Annotated in this window: 15 protein-coding genes and 1 pseudogene; 5 read left to right on the forward strand and 11 right to left on the reverse strand. The window is 49.9% G+C overall.

Going from position 1 to position 18,281, the window contains the following annotated elements; translation table 11 throughout:
* Positions 1-121: 121 nt before the first annotated feature.
* From nhaR to dnaK, 8 genes are all read right to left on the reverse strand, one after another.
* Complete coding sequence (nhaR, locus tag OGY15_RS21995; protein ID WP_151216694.1) at positions 122-1,015, reverse strand: transcriptional activator NhaR; 894 nt, start codon at positions 1,013-1,015, stop codon at positions 122-124.
* Positions 1,016-1,051: 36 nt separating this feature from the next.
* A complete protein-coding gene (nhaA, locus tag OGY15_RS22000) occupies positions 1,052-2,218 on the reverse strand; it encodes a Na+/H+ antiporter NhaA (protein WP_286541100.1) in 1,167 nt (388 codons plus the stop codon).
* A 133-nt stretch (positions 2,219-2,351) separates the two neighbouring features.
* Positions 2,352-3,611 (reverse strand): IS1/IS1595 family N-terminal zinc-binding domain-containing protein, encoded by a 1,260-nt coding sequence (locus OGY15_RS22005; protein ID WP_286541102.1) that lies wholly within the window; start codon positions 3,609-3,611, stop codon positions 2,352-2,354.
* 26 nt (positions 3,612-3,637) lie between these two features.
* A complete protein-coding gene (locus tag OGY15_RS22010; protein ID WP_286541104.1) occupies positions 3,638-4,834 on the reverse strand; it encodes an anaerobic sulfatase maturase in 1,197 nt (398 codons plus the stop codon).
* Positions 4,835-4,937: 103 nt separating this feature from the next.
* Positions 4,938-6,431: a sulfatase family protein gene (locus tag OGY15_RS22015; RefSeq protein ID WP_286541106.1), complete on the reverse strand. Its 1,494-nt coding sequence runs from the start codon at positions 6,429-6,431 to the stop codon at positions 4,938-4,940.
* 20 nt (positions 6,432-6,451) lie between these two features.
* Positions 6,452-7,216, reverse strand: coding sequence for an outer membrane protein OmpK (locus tag OGY15_RS22020; protein ID WP_286541107.1), 765 nt, complete (start codon positions 7,214-7,216; stop codon positions 6,452-6,454).
* Between the two features lie 443 nt (positions 7,217-7,659).
* Positions 7,660-8,793 (reverse strand): molecular chaperone DnaJ, encoded by a 1,134-nt coding sequence (gene dnaJ, locus OGY15_RS22025; RefSeq protein WP_008786151.1) that lies wholly within the window; start codon positions 8,791-8,793, stop codon positions 7,660-7,662.
* Between the two features lie 87 nt (positions 8,794-8,880).
* On the reverse strand, positions 8,881-10,803 hold the full coding sequence (gene dnaK, locus OGY15_RS22030) for a molecular chaperone DnaK (protein WP_151216692.1): 1,923 nt from the start codon (positions 10,801-10,803) through the stop codon (positions 8,881-8,883).
* 383 nt (positions 10,804-11,186) lie between these two features.
* Here dnaK and OGY15_RS22035 point away from each other — a divergent pair, with 383 nt between their 5' ends.
* The 3 genes and pseudogenes from OGY15_RS22035 to satP all read left to right on the forward strand — a co-directional run bounded on the left by OGY15_RS22035 (position 11,187) and on the right by satP (position 12,565).
* Complete coding sequence (locus OGY15_RS22035; RefSeq protein WP_187259123.1) at positions 11,187-11,591, forward strand: DUF2541 family protein; 405 nt, start codon at positions 11,187-11,189, stop codon at positions 11,589-11,591.
* 72 nt (positions 11,592-11,663) lie between these two features.
* Positions 11,664-11,850 (forward strand): annotated as a pseudogene (locus tag OGY15_RS22040) (hypothetical protein); the annotation flags it as partial.
* A gap of 148 nt (positions 11,851-11,998) precedes the next feature.
* Complete coding sequence (satP, locus tag OGY15_RS22045; RefSeq protein ID WP_187253704.1) at positions 11,999-12,565, forward strand: acetate uptake transporter; 567 nt, start codon at positions 11,999-12,001, stop codon at positions 12,563-12,565.
* A 34-nt stretch (positions 12,566-12,599) separates the two neighbouring features.
* On the opposite strand, the gene OGY15_RS22050 is transcribed toward satP, so the two are convergent.
* The 3 genes from OGY15_RS22050 to tal form a co-directional block, all read right to left on the reverse strand.
* Positions 12,600-13,907 carry an MFS transporter gene (locus tag OGY15_RS22050; RefSeq protein ID WP_151216689.1) on the reverse strand — a complete coding sequence of 436 codons (1,308 nt, stop codon included), beginning with the start codon at positions 13,905-13,907 and terminating at the stop codon, positions 12,600-12,602.
* A 124-nt stretch (positions 13,908-14,031) separates the two neighbouring features.
* Positions 14,032-14,619 carry a molybdopterin adenylyltransferase gene (gene mog / locus OGY15_RS22055; protein WP_278238272.1) on the reverse strand — a complete coding sequence of 196 codons (588 nt, stop codon included), beginning with the start codon at positions 14,617-14,619 and terminating at the stop codon, positions 14,032-14,034.
* A gap of 110 nt (positions 14,620-14,729) precedes the next feature.
* Positions 14,730-15,683, reverse strand: coding sequence for a transaldolase (tal, locus tag OGY15_RS22060; RefSeq protein WP_151216687.1), 954 nt, complete (start codon positions 15,681-15,683; stop codon positions 14,730-14,732).
* Positions 15,684-15,957: 274 nt separating this feature from the next.
* Between tal and OGY15_RS22065 the strand changes: the two genes are divergently transcribed.
* A complete protein-coding gene (locus OGY15_RS22065; RefSeq protein ID WP_151216686.1) occupies positions 15,958-17,388 on the forward strand; it encodes an alanine/glycine:cation symporter family protein in 1,431 nt (476 codons plus the stop codon).
* Between the two features lie 77 nt (positions 17,389-17,465).
* Entirely contained in the window at positions 17,466-18,239 is a 774-nt protein-coding gene (yaaA, locus tag OGY15_RS22070) for a peroxide stress protein YaaA (RefSeq protein ID WP_187253702.1), read from the forward strand.
* Positions 18,240-18,281: the final 42 nt, after the last annotated feature.

Genomic DNA, 18,281 nt, shown 5'->3' on the forward strand with positions numbered 1-18,281 from the left:
AGCGGGTTTTTTTATGCCTGTTGTTTGTGCAACCAACTTCGAAGGCAACCGCGATCCGCAGATGTAGAATGATTCCGGCTGCGGGAACATACCGCAGCCGGAATCATGACGGCTTTCTTGATTACTGCGGCTTAAATAATGTCGAGTAGTCCGCATTACAAATACGCTGCACAGCCGGATGCTGGATCATCCTCTCCGCAAATATGGCGTGATACTCCTCCATCACATTCTCTACGCGTCCAATTTCAACAATAGAATCATCAGCATAGAAATTATGCGAATACAGCGTAGGCGCAACGAAAATAGCGTTATGCGTTGCGCCAAACGCTTTCATCAGCGCGGCGTCATCAAACTCGCCAAGGATTTCAACGTTCAGTCCTTGTGAGTTAATCCAGTTCAACAGCTTACGTCCGAGCATCGAACGACGTCCAGGGATCAGCAATCGACGCTCTTCCAGACAGGCCGGAAACGGTTTCTCAGGCAGCGGCTTGGTACACCAAAAACTCACGCTGCATTCGCCTATCCGCACCGAGAACAGCCCTTCCTGCTGCGTTGAGTCGATCGGACAATCGGAAATGATCATGTCCAGCTTATGCTGGCTGAGTTGCTCCAGCAGCATCTCGTGCGTTGATTCAAAACAACGCAGGTGGATTTGCTCATTCTCAACCACCGCGGCATCCAGCACGCTGCTGACCAGTTGTTTGGACAATGCATCCGCCACACCGACATCAAACAGCAAATTCGACTCTTTGCGATAGTTCACGATATCCAGCATTTCCTGGCTTAAGGTGAACATTTTGTCTGCATACCGAAAGACTAATTCCCCCAGTTCACTGGGTTCCAGCCCGCGCCCCTTACGCTTAAACAACTTCCCTTGTAAGCGTTCCTCAAGCGCTTTGATCTGCCCGGTAATAGTTTGTGGTGTCAGATAAAGCGCTTCTGCGGCACCTACCACCGATCCTTCTTTATACACATGCCAGAAGTAATACAGGTGGTTGTAATTTATATGAGACATACTCTCTCCCTGAAATTGTCACCAAGAGTTATCTGCTCAGGCTGACGTATTCAACCGGGTACGCAGCCAGCTATAACCGATAACTGCCGACAGCAGAGAGCCGATCAGGATCCCCAGTTTTGCCCAGTTAATCAGCTCTGGATCAACGTTACCAAACGCCAGGCTGGCGATGAAAATCGACATCGTAAAGCCAATGCCGCACAGAATACCGACCGCCATAATTTGCTGGAAATTCGTACCTTCAGGCAGCTGCGCTACCTTGAGCCGTAATGCCAGCCAGCAGAACAGGCTGATCCCCAGTGGCTTACCGATAAGCAGGCCGGCAATAATCCCCAGCGGCAGGATGGAGGTCAACCCGTCCATCGTCACGCCCTGCAGTGAAACACCCGCATTAGCAAAAGCAAACAGCGGCAGGATCAGATAGGCCACCCACGGATGCAGGACATGCTCCAGTCGCTTCGCGGGTGAACGCCCATGTTTTTCCTTCAACGGAATAAAGAAACCGACGATCACCCCAGCCAGAGTGGCATGCACGCCGGACTTCAGCACTGCCGTCCACAGCACGACGCCAACCAGAATATAAATACCGGTACGTCTCACACCACACAGATTCAATGCCGCCAGGACGAGAATTGCGCACGCGGCGACGCCCAGAGACAACAAAAAGAGATCGCTGGTGTAGAACAACGCGATGATCACGATGGCGCCGAGGTCATCGATAATCGCCAGCGCCATCAGGAAGATTTTCAACGCCAGCGGAACACGGCTGCCCAACAGCGCCAACACGCCTAATGCAAAAGCGATATCCGTTGCTGCCGGAATTGCCCATCCTTCACGAGTGATAGGGTCGGCATAGTTGAATGCCAGATACAGCAACGCCGGGACAATCATGCCCCCGATCGCGGCAATGATCGGAAACGCCGCCTGACGCAGGCTGGCAAGCGAACCCTGCATTAACTCACGCTTCACTTCCAGACCAATCAACAGGAAAAACACCGCCATTAACGCGTCGTTGATCCACAGCAGCATATTTTTGTTGATCTCAAGCGCGCCAACCCGCAGTTGGACAGGTGTTTCCAGAAAGGCGTGGTACCATCCACTGGTAACCCCGATATTTGCCATCATCATAGCGACTGCGGCAGCGATGATCAGAATGATACCTCCCGAGGCGTCGCTACTAAAAAAACGGTGCAGATGTTTCACTTTTATTCTCTCTATTGGGTGAATACTTCGTAATTACTATCTTACACCCTCAAAAAGCTCGTTAAAATTAGATTATTTATGATGAATAGATCGTATTTCCCGAGCATTATCTAATGAGAGAACACAGGATTAGTTAGTCTGCATCGGCGTGATGCCTCCCATTAAACGCGTATCTGAGATGGTCAAGCGTTGCCGTCACATTTGCCGGAGACATACGGTTGAGGTGTGCCAGAAAAGGATGTGTATCGATAAAATGGATAAAACGGGTCGCACTCGCAAGCGTGGCGCTGCGCTGCATACTCGTTTTTCGGTTCTGCGTCAGGTTACACACTGCCAGCGCGTAGTCACGCGTGGAGAATGTTCGCCAAACGTTATTACGGATACCGCCACTCAGGAACAGTCTTGGCGGGATATCTTTTTGCGGTGCTGATTCTCCGCGCTCTCTCACAAAAGCAATATGGCAACGCCCTTGCTGAACATGCTGTATATTCGCCATCATGCATCCTCCCAGGATAAAGCATTCCTGATCGAGATAATGCTGAATATTGAGAGAGCGTTCATCCGTGAGCATTTTAACTAACTCGAAATGGCGATAAGCTGGTAAAACGGGTTTAACTAACATCCCAGGATCATTTTTGTGCAATATTGCGGGGCCGTAATCCACATCAAAAAGCGTCTCCCGCCGCATCGTTATCACTTCTTTACGTTGCACAATATGCGCCAGCGAACCGGGAGGCAGGCGTTCTTCATAGTCAGAATGATACTGATACTCGGCTTCTACGGGATGAGCCGAGTAATTTGTGGTCACGGCAACAATTCGACCGGTATTTTCTTCTGCGGTGACCAGCGCATACAGAAAATTATCACCACCGTTAAATTTGATCCGAAAGGCGCGCGTGCTCATGGCGATATCAAACGTAGGAAAGGTAAATTCGCGTTCAGCCAGATTTGCACTGCGAGAGAGCTTCTGTAACTCCCGATTCAACCCGGTGCTATCCAGCATGAGCGCGGTGCGAATATCCGCCAGTGTCGCACCTTCCTGAATCAGCGTGGCGAGATAATCCTGACGTGCATCTGTTTTCTGCATGGCAGGAGAAATAAATGTTTTATGGCAGCGCTGACAGTAAATACGCGGTTCTCCTTGCGCGGAAAAACCGTACTTTTTGAGTGAAATCCCACCGCAATTGGGGCAGGATTTAATCAATCCTTTCCAGGCCTGATTGACCGACTGACGAAAACGGTTGAGCGATCGTTCCGAAATAACGGGGAAGAGAAAACCGCAAGCCCGGCATAGTATATTTTTCCCTTGGTTTTGGTAATCCGGGCTGTTCAATATGCCCACATTTTTGCAACCAGGCGTTTTACAACTATCGACATTAATCCAAGAAAACATATTCACTCCCTGCGAATACGATACGTTCAAGCAAATACTGATTTTATCTCTACAGGTGAAAAACCATTTTCGTAGAGTGTTTTCATGGCATTCATCGTCATTGCGATATGTGAAAAAAACGCCTTATATCCCGCGCACAAATAGTTGTGATTTCTTTTACCTGATATTGACGGCAAAAAACGGTGCTTAGGACAACCGCCATAAAAGGCGAACTGCCATGAGCAGGAGTCACATTCTTGTGCCATTGTGCGTCGCTTATCCTCGCCAAACTGCCGGTTTTTTTCGCTATTGTTCATCGCGCGCAGCGGCGAATCTTGAATGTTCCCCAACTTATATTTTGGATACACAAAGTGATCGCAGTTATACACATCACCGTTCATTTCCATTGCGAATGCACTACCGCAGGTTGGCGCAAACACGCAGACCTGTGGCGGTAACCTACACCACGCCGCGAGTGTCTGCTCAAACATTTGTATGCCGATATCGCCAATATCGTTACGGACCCAGACGTCAAAAATAGCGTTGAGGAAATGGCCAAATTGCAATGAATCAACCGACCACGGCATCATTCTCGTTTGTTCGTCTTCAGGCTGTGCCAGACCAATACCGCCCTCTTCAGCGCTTCTTTCGATGAGCGGAATAAATTGCATATAGCGACTGCCAATGCTTTTCAGATAGTCATATACTAGCACCGGGTGATTCATATTCGTGCTATTCACCACCGTCAGCGTATTAAATTCTACACCGTGACGTACCAGGCATTTAACGGCCTGTTCAACTTTTCCATGCGTCGGTTTACCCGAACGAGTAACCCGCCATTCATCATGTAACGCGGCATCACCATCAATAGAAACTCCCACCAGGAAGGCATGCTGCTTAAAAAAAATAGCCCATTCGTCGTCAATCAATATACCGTTAGTCTGGAAGGTATTTATAATCGTTTTACCGCCAGAATAACGCTGCTGCAATGCTAGCGCTCGCCGATAAAATGCCAGCCCCATCAGCGTAGGTTCTCCCCCCTGCCACGCAAAAATCACGTCATTCACATCCTGCGCGGCAATATGCTGTTTGATGAATAACTCAAGCATGTCATCTGACATTCTGTAATTCGCTTTTCTATCCGGATAAAGCATCTCCTTTTCCAGATAAAAACAGTATTTACAGTCCAGATTACATACCGAGCCAGTCGGTTTAATCATGACCTGACAACTTTTTGTCTGCATCGCGATAGCTCCATAAATAAAAGAACCCGGCTCAGCATAAAAATACTGAACCAGGCGGGCATAGCCCTAAGTGGCATACCTTATGTTTCTTATAATTTTTCAGTTAGCCCCAGGTGACTGGCGTTGGCTTGTCACCGCGAGCTTTCATCAGCGAATCGTTGTCAATGTCCTGTTTATATTTCAGGAACTTGCCATACAGTTGTTTCTCGATTTCAGGTTGTTTCCCAATCTGGTTAATGGTTTCAAAGCGATCTTTTTTCAGGTTGTAGAGGTATTTCGGTTTATTTTCACGATCGATAATCATCTTCCAGTCGCCATCACGGAGCGCCCATTCGTCAGTTGGATCGTCCTGGAACGGCATATCAATGCCAAAGATGAGTGGTTTCTGACGTGCTAACGTTTTCTGTCCCAGTAATGGAACCAGAGACTGCCCATCGTAGGTACGATCTGCTGGCAGTTTAAAATTCATCATGTTTGCTAACGTCGGCACCCAATCAAGGCCATAAACTGGCGTATCCGTTACCATCCCCTGCGGAATATGTTTACCGTACTTGATGATTGCCGGAACACGGATACCGCCTTCCCAAAGGTTATCTTTACGACCGCGAAGCCCATCCGTTTCACCCGCCAGATTCAGTTCATATACTTTGCGAGCCTCGCGTGTCACTGGGCCGTTATCACTGGTGAAAATGACAATGGTGTTATCTTCTTCACCCATTGCCTTGATCTTATCCATTACTTTACCAACCTGAGCATCCATATAGCTGATGTTCGCGTAGTATTCACCCGTTCCGCGCCACGGCTTATCCGCCCAGTCGCCATAAAACAGATCCGGATGCTGTTTCTGGTAAGCGCTCATATATTGCGAATACATGTCGAGGTACTTTTTCGGCGAGGCCAGCGGGCTGTGAACTTCCGTGAACGCGACATATAAGAAGAACGGTTTGTCGTCTTTCTTGTTATCCAGCCAGTTGACGACTTCAGAACTGACAAGCTCGCCGCTCATGGTGTCCGCACGACCAATATGCTGTCCATTACGGATCCAGCCAGTGGGATGCACCATGCCATAGCGGGGACGTTCTTTTGCGTTATCAAGTGTAGCATCCGTGACGAATCCCGACGGGTTTACCAGGGTGTAGTCAAAACCCATGTCCTTCGCCTGCGGTTGATCGGTGCGATCGCCACCGGCATTCAGGTGCAATTTCCCCATCATCGCCGTGTCATACCCCTGTTGCTTTAACAGGTTGGCAATCGTCAGTTCATTCCGTCCCAACGCGACATCTTTGCCTTCAGGGATCCAGGAACGGATCCCTGTACGGAATGGCATACGTCCCGTTAATAAACCAGCACGAGAAGGAGAGCACAGCGGCGCGGGCGCATAGTAGTCGGTAAATTTCACCCCTTCCTGCGCCAGCTTGTCGATATTAGGCGTTTTGACGATTTGATGACCATAAGTCGCGAGATCGCCATAGCCCAAATCATCAGCCATAATAATCACTAAATTAGGCTGTTTCGCTGAAGCTGCATATGTTGTTTGTAATGTGCTCCCGGCACATAATGCTAGTCCAACCAAACTCGCCACGACTGTTTTTTTCATTTCCGATCCTTTGGTTTTATTTAAAATGAATACCCAATCATATAAATCATCTGGTCCCCGTAACCGTCATACCCCAATTTGTTTTCAAAATAACGATACGTTACCGTAGCTTTCCATCGTGGATAAAATTTCCAGGCCAGTGTTAATCCGCCATTTAATCCATTCCGGCCAAATTGCTGTTCCGCATAAGCATCATTCCTATCAAGCTCAATTTCATTCCAGTCAGACAAAACAAATTTCTCACCAAATAAAGTAAAATTGTAAGCCGCAGTCCAGCCAATAACGTAGCCATTCCAGCCGCTGGTTTGTCCATATCGTTGTGATACATAATCACCAGATTGGTTATGCAAACCTATATAGGGTTTTAAAAACCCCCAATCTCCGCTCCAGCCGAGATAACCCAGCCCATAAAACATATCCAGATCGTCGCCCCAGGAGTTATCCCACTGGCCATAAATCTTGCCAAAGAAGGTATAATCAGAATCAAAAAAACGCACATGGGTCGTCGCCGACACCGTATGATTTCGACCGGCAACAGCATGATTTAAAACATTACTTTCAATAAATGAATAGAACTCGGCTTCTCGGAAATTGACACCAAAATCAGCTGTTGCTTTCCAAACCTCGCCACGGTGTACATTGACGAACCCGCTATTCCAGTCGGCATAACCGGCATTAATCGACCCAAAAGAATTTTTATACTCCAGAGCTTGTGCTGCATGGCTAAAAAGAGAAGGCACTATAAGTATAAGACAAGCTAATAGTCCATTTTTTATCCGAGGCATTGAATGTATTCCCCATAATTATAATTAATCCATCAATAAATATTGTATTCCCGCGGTGACGAATAATAATGAAATATAATGACAGGATAGTGATGTAAATCTCACATCAAGGAAGGTGAATCGTTATTACTGGTAGTGTGTCAGAATATGTTGCTTGAGAGGAGATAAGTAATTATTTTGCCAGAAATATGACTGTAGTTGCCTTTTGAATTAGGTTGGCCACGATTATTTATTGATGTTAAAACAATCACATCAACCAGGTATGCAGCTGTGAATAACAAAAAAAAGATGTTAGTTCTAAAACCGTAGAACTGATCCACACATCATACTATCCCAACAAGGTTGGGATAATATGTCCGCTGCCAGTAAGGGTCTGGATATCCGTCTGCCAGGTAAAAAAAAAGCCATCTCATCGCTGAAATGGCCTTTTCTCTACTTTTATTTTAGCGCGTCAGATCGTCAAAGAATTTCTTCACGCCGTCGAAGAAGCTTTTGGAACGCGGGCTGTTTTGCTCGCCGGTAGGACCACCAAAGCTATCCTGCAGGTCTTTCAGCAGCTGTTTCTGCTTGTCGTTGAGGCCAACCGGGGTTTCAACAACCACACGGCACAGCAGATCGCCCTGTGCGCCGCCGCGTACAGACTTAACGCCTTTACCACGCATGCGGAACAGTTTACCGGTCTGCGTTTCACCCGGAATTTTTAACTTCACGCGACCGTCCAGCGTCGGGACTTCAATCTCACCGCCCAGGGCTGCCATCGCAAAGTTAATCGGCACTTCGCAGTACAGGTTATTGCCTTCACGTTCGAAAATTGGGTGCTGTTTTACCTGCACCTGCACGTACAAATCACCCGCTGGCGCGCCATGCTCACCGGCTTCGCCTTCACCCGCTAAACGAATACGGTCGCCGGTATCAACCCCTGCAGGGATCTTAACAGACAGCGTTTTGCTCTTCTCAACGCGACCATGCCCGTGGCATTTGTTGCACGGGTCTTTGATCAGCGTACCGCGACCCTGACAGTGTGGACATGTCTGCTGTACGGCGAAGAAACCCTGGCGCATCTGCACCTGACCGGAACCGTGACAGGTTGGACAGGTCTGCGGTTGTGTGCCCGCCTTCGCGCCACTGCCGTGGCAGACGTCACACTCTTCCAGCGTAGGGATGCGGATCTCTTTGGTGACGCCACGCACGGCTTCTTCCAGAGTGAGATCCATGTTGTAACGTAAATCAGCCCCACGTGAGGCGCGCTGACGACCACGACCGCCGCCAAAGATATCGCCAAACACGTCACCAAAGATATCGCTGAAGTCTGCCCCGCCGCCAAAACCGCCGCCGCCGCCCATACCACCTTGCTCAAACGCTGCATGGCCGTACTGATCGTAAGCCGCACGTTTTTGCGCATCGGTCAGGATCTCGTACGCTTCTTTGATCTCTTTAAACTTGGCTTCGGCCTCTTTATCACCCTGATTGCGGTCCGGGTGATATTTCATGGCCAGGCGCTTGTAGGCCTTCTTGATTTCACGCTCTTCCGCTGATTTGGAAACGCCTAAAATCTCGTAATAGTCTTGCTTTGCCATTGGTTTTTTTAAGCCCCTTAACATACGAGCACGGGCGAAGAGGAAACCTCTACGCCCGTGCCGATTAACTACCCTGCATCAGGGCGATTATTTTTTGTCTTTCACTTCTTCAAACTCAGCGTCGACAACGTCGTCATCTTTCGCGTTGTTTGCAGAAGCATCAGCGCCTGCTGCACCAGCCTGCTGCTGGGCGTGCTGCTGCTGAGCGATTTCCATCAGTTTCTGGGAAACCTGTGCCAGCGCCTGCATCTTCGCTTCGATATCCGCTTTGTCTTCGCCTTTCAGAGAAGTTTCCAGCGCGGTCAGTGCAGACTCGATGGCAGTTTTGTCGTCAGCCGGCAGTTTGTCGCCTGCTTCTTCAACCTGCTTGCGAGTGCTGTGCAGCAGATGATCAGCCTGGTTACGGGTCTGAACCAGCTCTTCAAACTTACGGTCAGATTCTGCGTTCGCTTCTGCTTCGCGAACCATTTTCTGAATTTCTTCTTCGTTCAGACCAGAAGAAGCCTTGATGGTGATCTTCTGCTCTTTACCGCTGTTTTTGTCTTTCGCGGAAACGTGCAGAATACCGTCGGCATCGATGTCAAAAGTAACTTCGATCTGCGGCATACCGCGCGGAGCCGGACTGATACCATCCAGGTTAAACTGCCCCAGATCTTTGTTATCAGCAGCACGTTTACGTTCACCCTGCAGCACATGGATGGTTACCGCAGACTGGTTGTCTTCAGCGGTAGAGAACACCTGGCTGTGCTTGGTCGGGATGGTGGTGTTCTTCGCGATCAGCGGAGTCATTACGCCACCCATGGTTTCGATACCCAGAGACAGCGGGGTAACGTCCAGCAGCAGCACGTCTTTAACATCACCGGTCAATACACCACCCTGAACAGCTGCACCGATTGCTACGGCTTCGTCCGGGTTAACATCTTTACGCGGCTCTTTACCGAAGAACTCAGCGACTTTCTTCTGCACCATCGGCATACGCGTCTGACCACCAACGAGGATAACGTCGTTGATATCAGATACGGACAGGCCAGCATCCTGCAGAGCAACTTTCAGTGGCTCGATAGAACGGTTAACCAGGTCTTCAACCAGGCTTTCCAGTTTCGCACGGGTCACTTTGATGTTCATGTGTTTAGGACCAGTCGCGTCTGCAGTGATGTACGGCAGGTTCACGTCGGTCTGCTGCGCAGAGGACAGCTCGATCTTCGCTTTTTCTGCGGCTTCTTTCAGACGCTGCATCGCCAGCGGGTCATTACGCAGGTCGATACCCTGATCTTTCTTAAACTCGTCAACCAGGTAGTTGATCATACGGCTGTCGAAGTCTTCACCACCCAGGTGGGTATCACCGTTGGTTGCCAGAACTTCGAAGGTTTTTTCGCCGTCAACTTCGTCGATTTCGATAATAGAGATATCGAAAGTACCACCACCGAGGTCATATACCGCGATAGTACGGTTGCCGACTTCTTTATCCAGACCGTAAGCCAGCGCAGCTGCGGTTGGTTCGTTGATGATACGTTTTACTTCCAGACCTGCGATACGGCCAGCATCTTTGGTTGCCTGACGCTGAGCATCGTTAAAGTATGCAGGTACGGTGATAACAGCTTCAGTTACTGGTTCACCCAGGTAATCTTCAGCCGTTTTCTTCATTTTTTTCAGTACTTCAGCAGAAATCTGCGGCGGTGCCAGTTTCTGACCTTTAACGTCAATCCATGCATCACCGTTGTCAGCACCGATGATTTTGTACGGCATGATGGCTTCATCACGCTGTACTTCTTCGTCCTGGAAGCGGCGGCCAATCAGGCGTTTAATCGCAAACAGGGTGTTTTGCGGGTTTGTCACTGCCTGACGTTTAGCCGGCTGACCAACCAGAGTTTCACCATCCTGGGTATAAGCAATGATAGAAGGCGTGGTGCGATCGCCCTCGGCGTTCTCCAGCACACGTGCAGTAGTGCCATCCATAATCGCTACACAAGAGTTGGTAGTACCCAGGTCGATACCAATAATTTTACCCATCTAAACGTCTCCACTAAAAATTCGGTCATCATGTGGTTGTGAATCTGTAATAAGGGCGAAACGTGCGGTTTCAACTACCCTGAATCGTTTTTTTTCAGACTCACCACTGCGGTTGCTTACAAGATGGGGTCGTAACCCACGTCATCAAGGGGGGCATGAAAATTTTTTTTAGCCTTGTGGCAATAAAATCGCAGAAAAAAGGCTAAAAGATTAAAAAATGAATAGTCTCAAATCAAAACTAATTCATAAAACAGATAAATTCAGCACAGCCATTCACATAAAAATTGTAATAAAAAGAAAATATTACAAGCATGAATCATGATTCTGACAGCGGTAAGATGGTCTGAAACGACACACTTTTACAGCCGTCAAAGAGAAATTCCATGAAATCCGTATTAACCCTTTCCGCCAGCCTGCTTATGGGCCTGCTGCTGAGCAGCGCCGCACGCGCTAACGATCATAAAGTCCTCGGTGTGATCGCCATGCCCCGTAATGAAACCACCGATCTAACGCTGAAACTACCCGTTTGCCGCGTGGTGAAACGCATTCAACTTACGGCCGATCATGGTGATTTACAGCTCAGTGGTGCATCGGTTTACTTCAAGGCTGCCCGCATGTCCAGCCAGAGTCTGAACGTGCCTTCCTCCATCAAAGAAGGGCAAACAACCAATTGGATCAACATCAATAGCGACAACGACAATAAGCGCTGCGTGAAAAAAATAACCTTCTCCGGTCATACGGTGAACTCTTCTGATATGGCGACGCTGAAAATCATCGGCGACGACTAATTCGCCATACTTTTATTCAGATGCCTCAGAAACATGAATGTCACCTATTTGATGAAGCTAAAAGCTGATAGAGAGTTAACCAAAATTCTGCGAACCCACGCCGCCGTCGGCGTAATCGGGCACGGATTACTGCGCGGAGCCGGACTTGGCGGCCTAAAACGAGGTTAAAGCGGTAAGCGGCAGCGCCTATCGCGTGACGATCCCAGCGGTACTCCACATCGCCTGCCTGCGCAGAATGCTCAACCACACACAAACGTGATGCCCATCACAGGGAAAATAATTCGTTTTCCCTTCGTTAGATCATAGACAGTGCTCTCTCCCCTGATTATTATGCCGCGCCCCGAAGACAGTGATCGTTATTCGGGGAAACTATTTCACCATTCAATCAATGATGATTTTGAGGAATTATGGGCAACACTAAGTTGGCTAATCCGGCACCGCTGGGCCTGATGGGCTTTGGCATGACCACCATTCTGCTTAACCTGCATAATGCGGGTTTCTTCGCTTTAGACGTTATTATTCTGGCGATGGGCATTTTCTACGGCGGTATCGCGCAAATTTTTGCCGGTCTGCTGGAATATAAAAAAGGCAACACCTTCGGTTTAACCGCCTTTACTTCCTACGGTTCGTTCTGGCTGACGCTGGTTGCGATCCTGCTGATGCCGAAAATGGGCCTCGCGGATGCAACCAATGGTCAGTTCCTGGGCGCTTATCTGGGTCTGTGGGGTGTGTTCACTCTGTTCATGTTCTTCGGTACGCTGAAAGCCGCGCGCATGCTGCAGTTCGTGTTCCTGAGCCTGACAGTGCTGTTCGCCCTGCTGGCCGTTGGCAACATTGCAGGTAACGAAGCAATCATTCACATTGCTGGATGGGTTGGCTTAGTGTGCGGCGCAAGCGCCATTTACCTAGCGATGGGTGAAGTGCTGAACGAACAGTTTGGCCGCACCATCCTGCCGATTGGTGAAGCACATTAATCTGATACTATCCCCCCTTCCGGGGGGATAGTTCTTACAACTGCTGTAACTCTGCCTGTACGTTCGAATCGCGATGATAAATATCCTGTCGCAGCCAAATTCCCAAACCAAGCCCTACCAGCGATAACGCCAGTACATACCAGGCCGGAGCCATTGGCGACACGCTCATCAACACCGTTACTGCGATGGGTGTTAGCCCACCGAAAATGGCATACGAGACGTTATAGGAAAAGGAAATACCGGTAAAACGGACTTCTGCCGGAAACGCCCGCACCATCACGTAAGGCACTGCCCCCACGACGCCAACGCATAACCCTACCAGGCCGTACAACCCAAACAGGTATTCGGGATGACTGCCGGTCAGGTGATAGAAAAACCAGCTCGAACAGGCCAGCAGCAGGCTACCGACAATAAAAGTTTTGCTGGCACCAACCTGGTCGACAATAAACCCCGCCAGTAAACAACCGATGCACAGCATAATTGTGGCGACGCTGTTAGCTTGTAACGTCAGCGCCGGCGCAAAGCCATATTGCTTCTGCAACCAGACTGGCGACATCAGGATCACTACCACAATCCCGGCAGAGAGCAGCCAGGTTAGTAGCATTGACACCACCACTGCTTTTTTATGTTTACTCACCACCGATTTCACCGGTAGCTCTTGCGCCAACGCTTTACGCTGCTGCATTTCGAGGAAGATGGGCGTCTCCTGCAGCCAACGGCGTAGATACATTGCCACCAACCCAAACGCGCCCCCCAGCAGGAAAGGGATACGCCAACCATAGTCATGCACCGCTTGCTGCGTAAAACTGGTGTTCACTAACGTCGCAACCACTGACCCCAGCAGAATTCCCACCGTTAGCCCAGCGGTCAACGTTCCGCAGGCGATGCCGATGCGACGCTCTGGTACATGTTCGGCCACGAATACCCACGCACCTGGTACTTCCCCCCCAATGGCTGCGCCCTGCAAAATGCGCATCAGCAGTAACAGCAGCGGCGCCAGGATCCCAATTGAGGCGTAATCAGGCAGCAGTCCAATCGCCAGCGTTGGTATTGCCATCAGTAAAATACTCAGCGTGAACATTTTCTTACGCCCGACCAGATCACCAAAATGCGCCATGATGATGCCACCCAGTGGACGCGCCAGATATCCGGCGGCAAAGATGCCGAAGGTTTGCACCTGACGTAGCCATTCAGGAATATCTGCAGGAAAGAAGAGTTCGCCAACAACAGCGGCAAAGAAGACAAAGATAATGAAATCATAAAACTCAAGCGCACCGCCAAGAGCAGCAAGCGTTAGGGTTTTATAATCCTGGCGATTCAGCGGTCGATTGTGTTGTGACATAGCAAACCATCAGTCAGTGGAGTTATTGAATCTGTCTGTCGATATATGTAAAGCAAAAATTACTATATCGTAAACAATTCAATACTCCACTGTCATTGGCACTTATGCCGCGATCGGGCTACTTTTAGGCGTTTGTATCGCGTATTGCACTTTTTGGACGAAAAGATGCTACAACAGCCGGTGTGGTTTCGACATACGGTCCATCTAATAGCTGTATACAATACGGTACACTAGCAAAAATGCCGGGCACGACAACCTTACCGTCAGCCTCTTTCACGCCTTCCAGCGTTTCTTTGATCGATTTCGGCTGTCCAGGCAGATTCAGGATCAGCGCCTGTTTACGAATTACGCCGACCTGACGGGAGAGGATCGCCGTTGGCACAAAGTGCAGACTTATCTGGCGCATCTGTTCGCCAAAGCCTGGCATCTGACGGTCAGCGACGGCAAGCGTAGCATCAGGCGTCACGTCGCGACGTGCCGGACCCGTCCCGCCAGTTGTCAGCACCAGATGGCAGCTCATTTCATCAACCAGCTCGCATAAGGTCTGTTCGATGATCGCCTGTTCATCCGGGATCAACCGCGTTTGCAGTTCAAAGGGGGTGGTAAGGGCAGACGCCAGCCACTCTTCCAGGGCCGGGATACCTTTATCCTGGTAAACACCGCTGGAAGCACGGTCAGAAATGGACACCAGGCCAATGCGTAAAGTATTCATGATTATTCCGTTTAAACAGTCTCGTTAAACAGAATGATACACTGCGAAAGGAAGGACAGACAGGTTTCAGAAGAGGTAGCGTGACCCATATCCGGGCCACGCTTAAATGATTACAGCAGATCGCCAATCATTTTTTCCAGTTTACCCTGGTCTACAGCAAACTTACGGATACCGTCCGCCAGTTTGTCTACAGCCATCGGATCCTGGTTGTGCTGCCACAGGAACTCAGCTTCGGTGATGCGTGCAGGACGCGCTTTCACTTCGCCGGAGAAGGACAGTTTACGTTCGATAGCGCCTTCGCTTTCCGCCAGCTCTTTCAGCAGTGCCGGAGCAATCGTCAGACGATCGCAGCCTGCCAGCTCAATGATTTCGCCGATGTTACGGAAGCTCGCGCCCATTACCACGGTTTCGTAACCGTGCTGTTTGTAGTACTCGTAGATTTCCGTTACGGAAACCACACCCGGATCTTCCGCCGGTGCATACTCTTTCTTGTCGGTGTTGGCTTTGTACCAGTCAAGAATACGACCAACGAACGGAGAAATCAGGTATACACCAGCTTCTGCACATGCACGTGCCTGCGCGAAGGAGAACAGCAGAGTCAGGTTACAGTTGATGCCTTCTTTTTCCAGCTGCTCAGCGGCACGGATGCCCTGCCAGGTTGAAGCCAGTTTAATCAGAATGCGATCGTTGCTGATGCCAGCGTCGTTGTACATTTTGATCAGACGTTTTGCTTTCGCGATGGATGCTTCGGTGTCGTAGGACAGACGAGCATCGACTTCAGTGGAGATACGACCCGGGACCAGTTTCAGGATCTCCAGACCGATATTGACTGCCAGTTTGTCGGTCGCGTCGACGACCTGTTGTGCGCGGTCGTTACTCTGCTGCTTAGCCCAGGCTACAGCGTCATCAATCAGCTTGCGGTATTCCGGGATCTGCGCTGCGTTAAGAATGAGAGAAGGGTTGGTTGTGGCATCCTGAGGCTGATACAGCTTCATTGCCGCGATGTCTCCGGTGTCGGCCACTACTGTGGTGAACTGACGAAGGGAGGTCAATTTGTCCGTCATGATAGCGATTCTCTTTAAACAGCTTGTTAGGGGGATGTAACCGATCTTCCCTGATGATAGCACGACGCACTCTCAGCGCAACCGCCTGGATTGTCCGACCAGCCGCTCAGTCCTGATTACGCATCTCAAAGCCTGTGATGCGCAATTGCGGGATATAACGATTGTTATGATAAACTCCCGCAATCACTCTCATGACAAGGTATATACTAGTCGATTATTGGTAGCGCTTACACGGAAATCTTCGCGCTTACCGGCATCAACAAGAGGGATGTTAATGCCTGATTTTTTCTCATTTATTAATGAAATACTCTGGGGATCGGTGATGATCTACCTCCTGCTTGGCGCAGGATGTTGGTTCACCTGGCGTACAGGGTTCGTGCAGTTCCGCTACCTTCGCCAATTTGGCACAAGTCTTAAAAACAGCATTAGCCCGCAGCCGGGCGGTTTAACTTCCTTTCAGGCTCTGTGCACCAGTCTTGCCGCGCGTATCGGTAGCGGGAACCTGGCCGGCGTAGCATTGGCGATCGCCGCTGGCGGCCCTGGAGCCGTTTTCTGGATGTGGGTTTCAGCGGTCATTGGTATGGCAACGTCATTCGCCGAGTGCTCACTTGCCCAACTGTATAAAGAACGCGATAGCAATGGACAGTTTCGCGGTGGCCCTGCATGGTATATGGCACGTGGGCTGGGCATGCGCTGGATGGGCGTCCTTTTTGCCATTTTTTTACTTATTGCCTATGGACTGATTTTTAACAGCGTTCAGGCAAATTCCGTTTCGCGTGCGCTGACTTTTGCTTTTGATATTCCTCCCCTCGTCTCCGGTTTCGCACTGGCAATCACGTCATTAATTGTCATCGTCGGTGGCATCAAAGGCGTAGCTCGCCTGATGCAATGGTTCGTTCCGATGATGGCACTGCTGTGGGTCGGAGGTAGCATCATCATCTGTCTGTGGCATATCGAGCAGCTTCCCGACATTATCATCACCATTATAAAAAGCGCCTTTGGCTGGCAGGAAGCCGCAGCGGGTGCGGCCGGATATACGCTAAGCCAGGCTATTGCCAACGGTTTTCAGCGCGGCATGTTTTCTAACGAAGCCGGAATGGGATCTACGCCGAATGCAGCCGCATCGGCCGCATCCTGGCCACCGCATCCTGCGGCACAAGGCATTGTGCAAATGATTGGGGTATTAGGCGACACTCTCGTTGTCTGTACGGCCAGCGCGATGATTATTCTGTTGGCAGGCAATAGCACCAGCTATGTCCCTATGGAAGGCATCCAGTTACTCCAGAAAGCAATGGTAACGCTCGCGGGGGAGTGGGGAGCAGGATATGTGGCTTTTATTGTGATTCTGTTTGCCTTTAGCTCGATCGTCGCCAACTACATTTATGCGGAAAACAATCTCGTCTTCCTGAAACTGGACAATATCCGCGTCATCTGGCTATTGCGCATCGCCACCGTTTGCACCGTTATCGGCGGAACGTTTGTCAGCTTTCCGCTGGTCTGGCAGTTGGCCGATATTATTATGGCTTGTATGGCCATCACAAACCTGACGGCGATTCTGCTGCTTTCTCCGGTTGTGCATACCATCGCCAGCGACTATCTACGCCAGCGTAAACTTGGCGTACGACCGGAATTTGATCCGCACCGTTATCCTGATATCAGACAACAACTTGCCCCCGAAAGCTGGGATGAAACGCCGCGCGGATAGCGCGGCAATCACAACCATCGATCAATTCTGTCGTTTTTTTTGCTAAAGTCGCAATAAATCTCCTGCAAGGACTGGATATGCTGATTCTGATTTCACCTGCAAAAACGCTCGACTACCAAAGTCCGCTGGCAACGACACGCCATACGCTACCCGAACTGCTGGATCACTCCCAGCAGCTTATCCACGTGGCGCGCCAGCTTTCTGCGCCGCAGATTGGCAAGCTGATGGGGATTAGCGACAAACTGGCGGATTTGAATGCCACGCGTTTCCATGACTGGCAGCCTGACTTCACCCCGGAAAATGCGCGCCAGGCCATTCTGGCGTTTAAGGGCGACGTGTATACCGGACTGCAGGCTGAAACCTTCAGCGAGGCGGATTTCGACTTCGCTCAGCAGCATTTACGGATGTTGTCCGGACTTTACGGCGTGCTACGTCCGCTGGATTTGATGCAACCTTACCGTCTGGAGATGGGCATTCGTCTGGCCAATGCGAAAGGTAAAGATCTCTACCAGTTCTGGGGAGATACCATCACCGATAAACTTAACGAAGCACTTGAAGCGCAAGGCGACAGCGTGGTGATTAACCTCGCTTCGGATGAGTATTTTAAATCGGTGAAGCCGAAAAAGCTTAATGCAGAACTGATCAAACCGGTCTTCCTTGACGAGAAGAACGGCAAGTTCAAAGTCATCAGCTTCTATGCCAAAAAAGCGCGCGGCCTGATGAGCCGCTACATCATTGAAAACCGCTTAACGCAGCCAGAACAGTTGACCGCTTTTAACAGCGAAGGCTATTTCTTTGATGAAGAATCGTCAGGGAAAGGTGAACTGGTGTTCAAGCGTCACGAGCAGTAGTGTACATGCCGGATGACGGCTAACGCCTCATCCGGCACAAGA

It is taken from the genome of Citrobacter sp. Cu231 (assembly GCF_030332265.1).
In the GTDB taxonomy this organism is placed as follows: Bacteria; Pseudomonadota; Gammaproteobacteria; order Enterobacterales; family Enterobacteriaceae; genus Citrobacter; species Citrobacter meridianamericanus.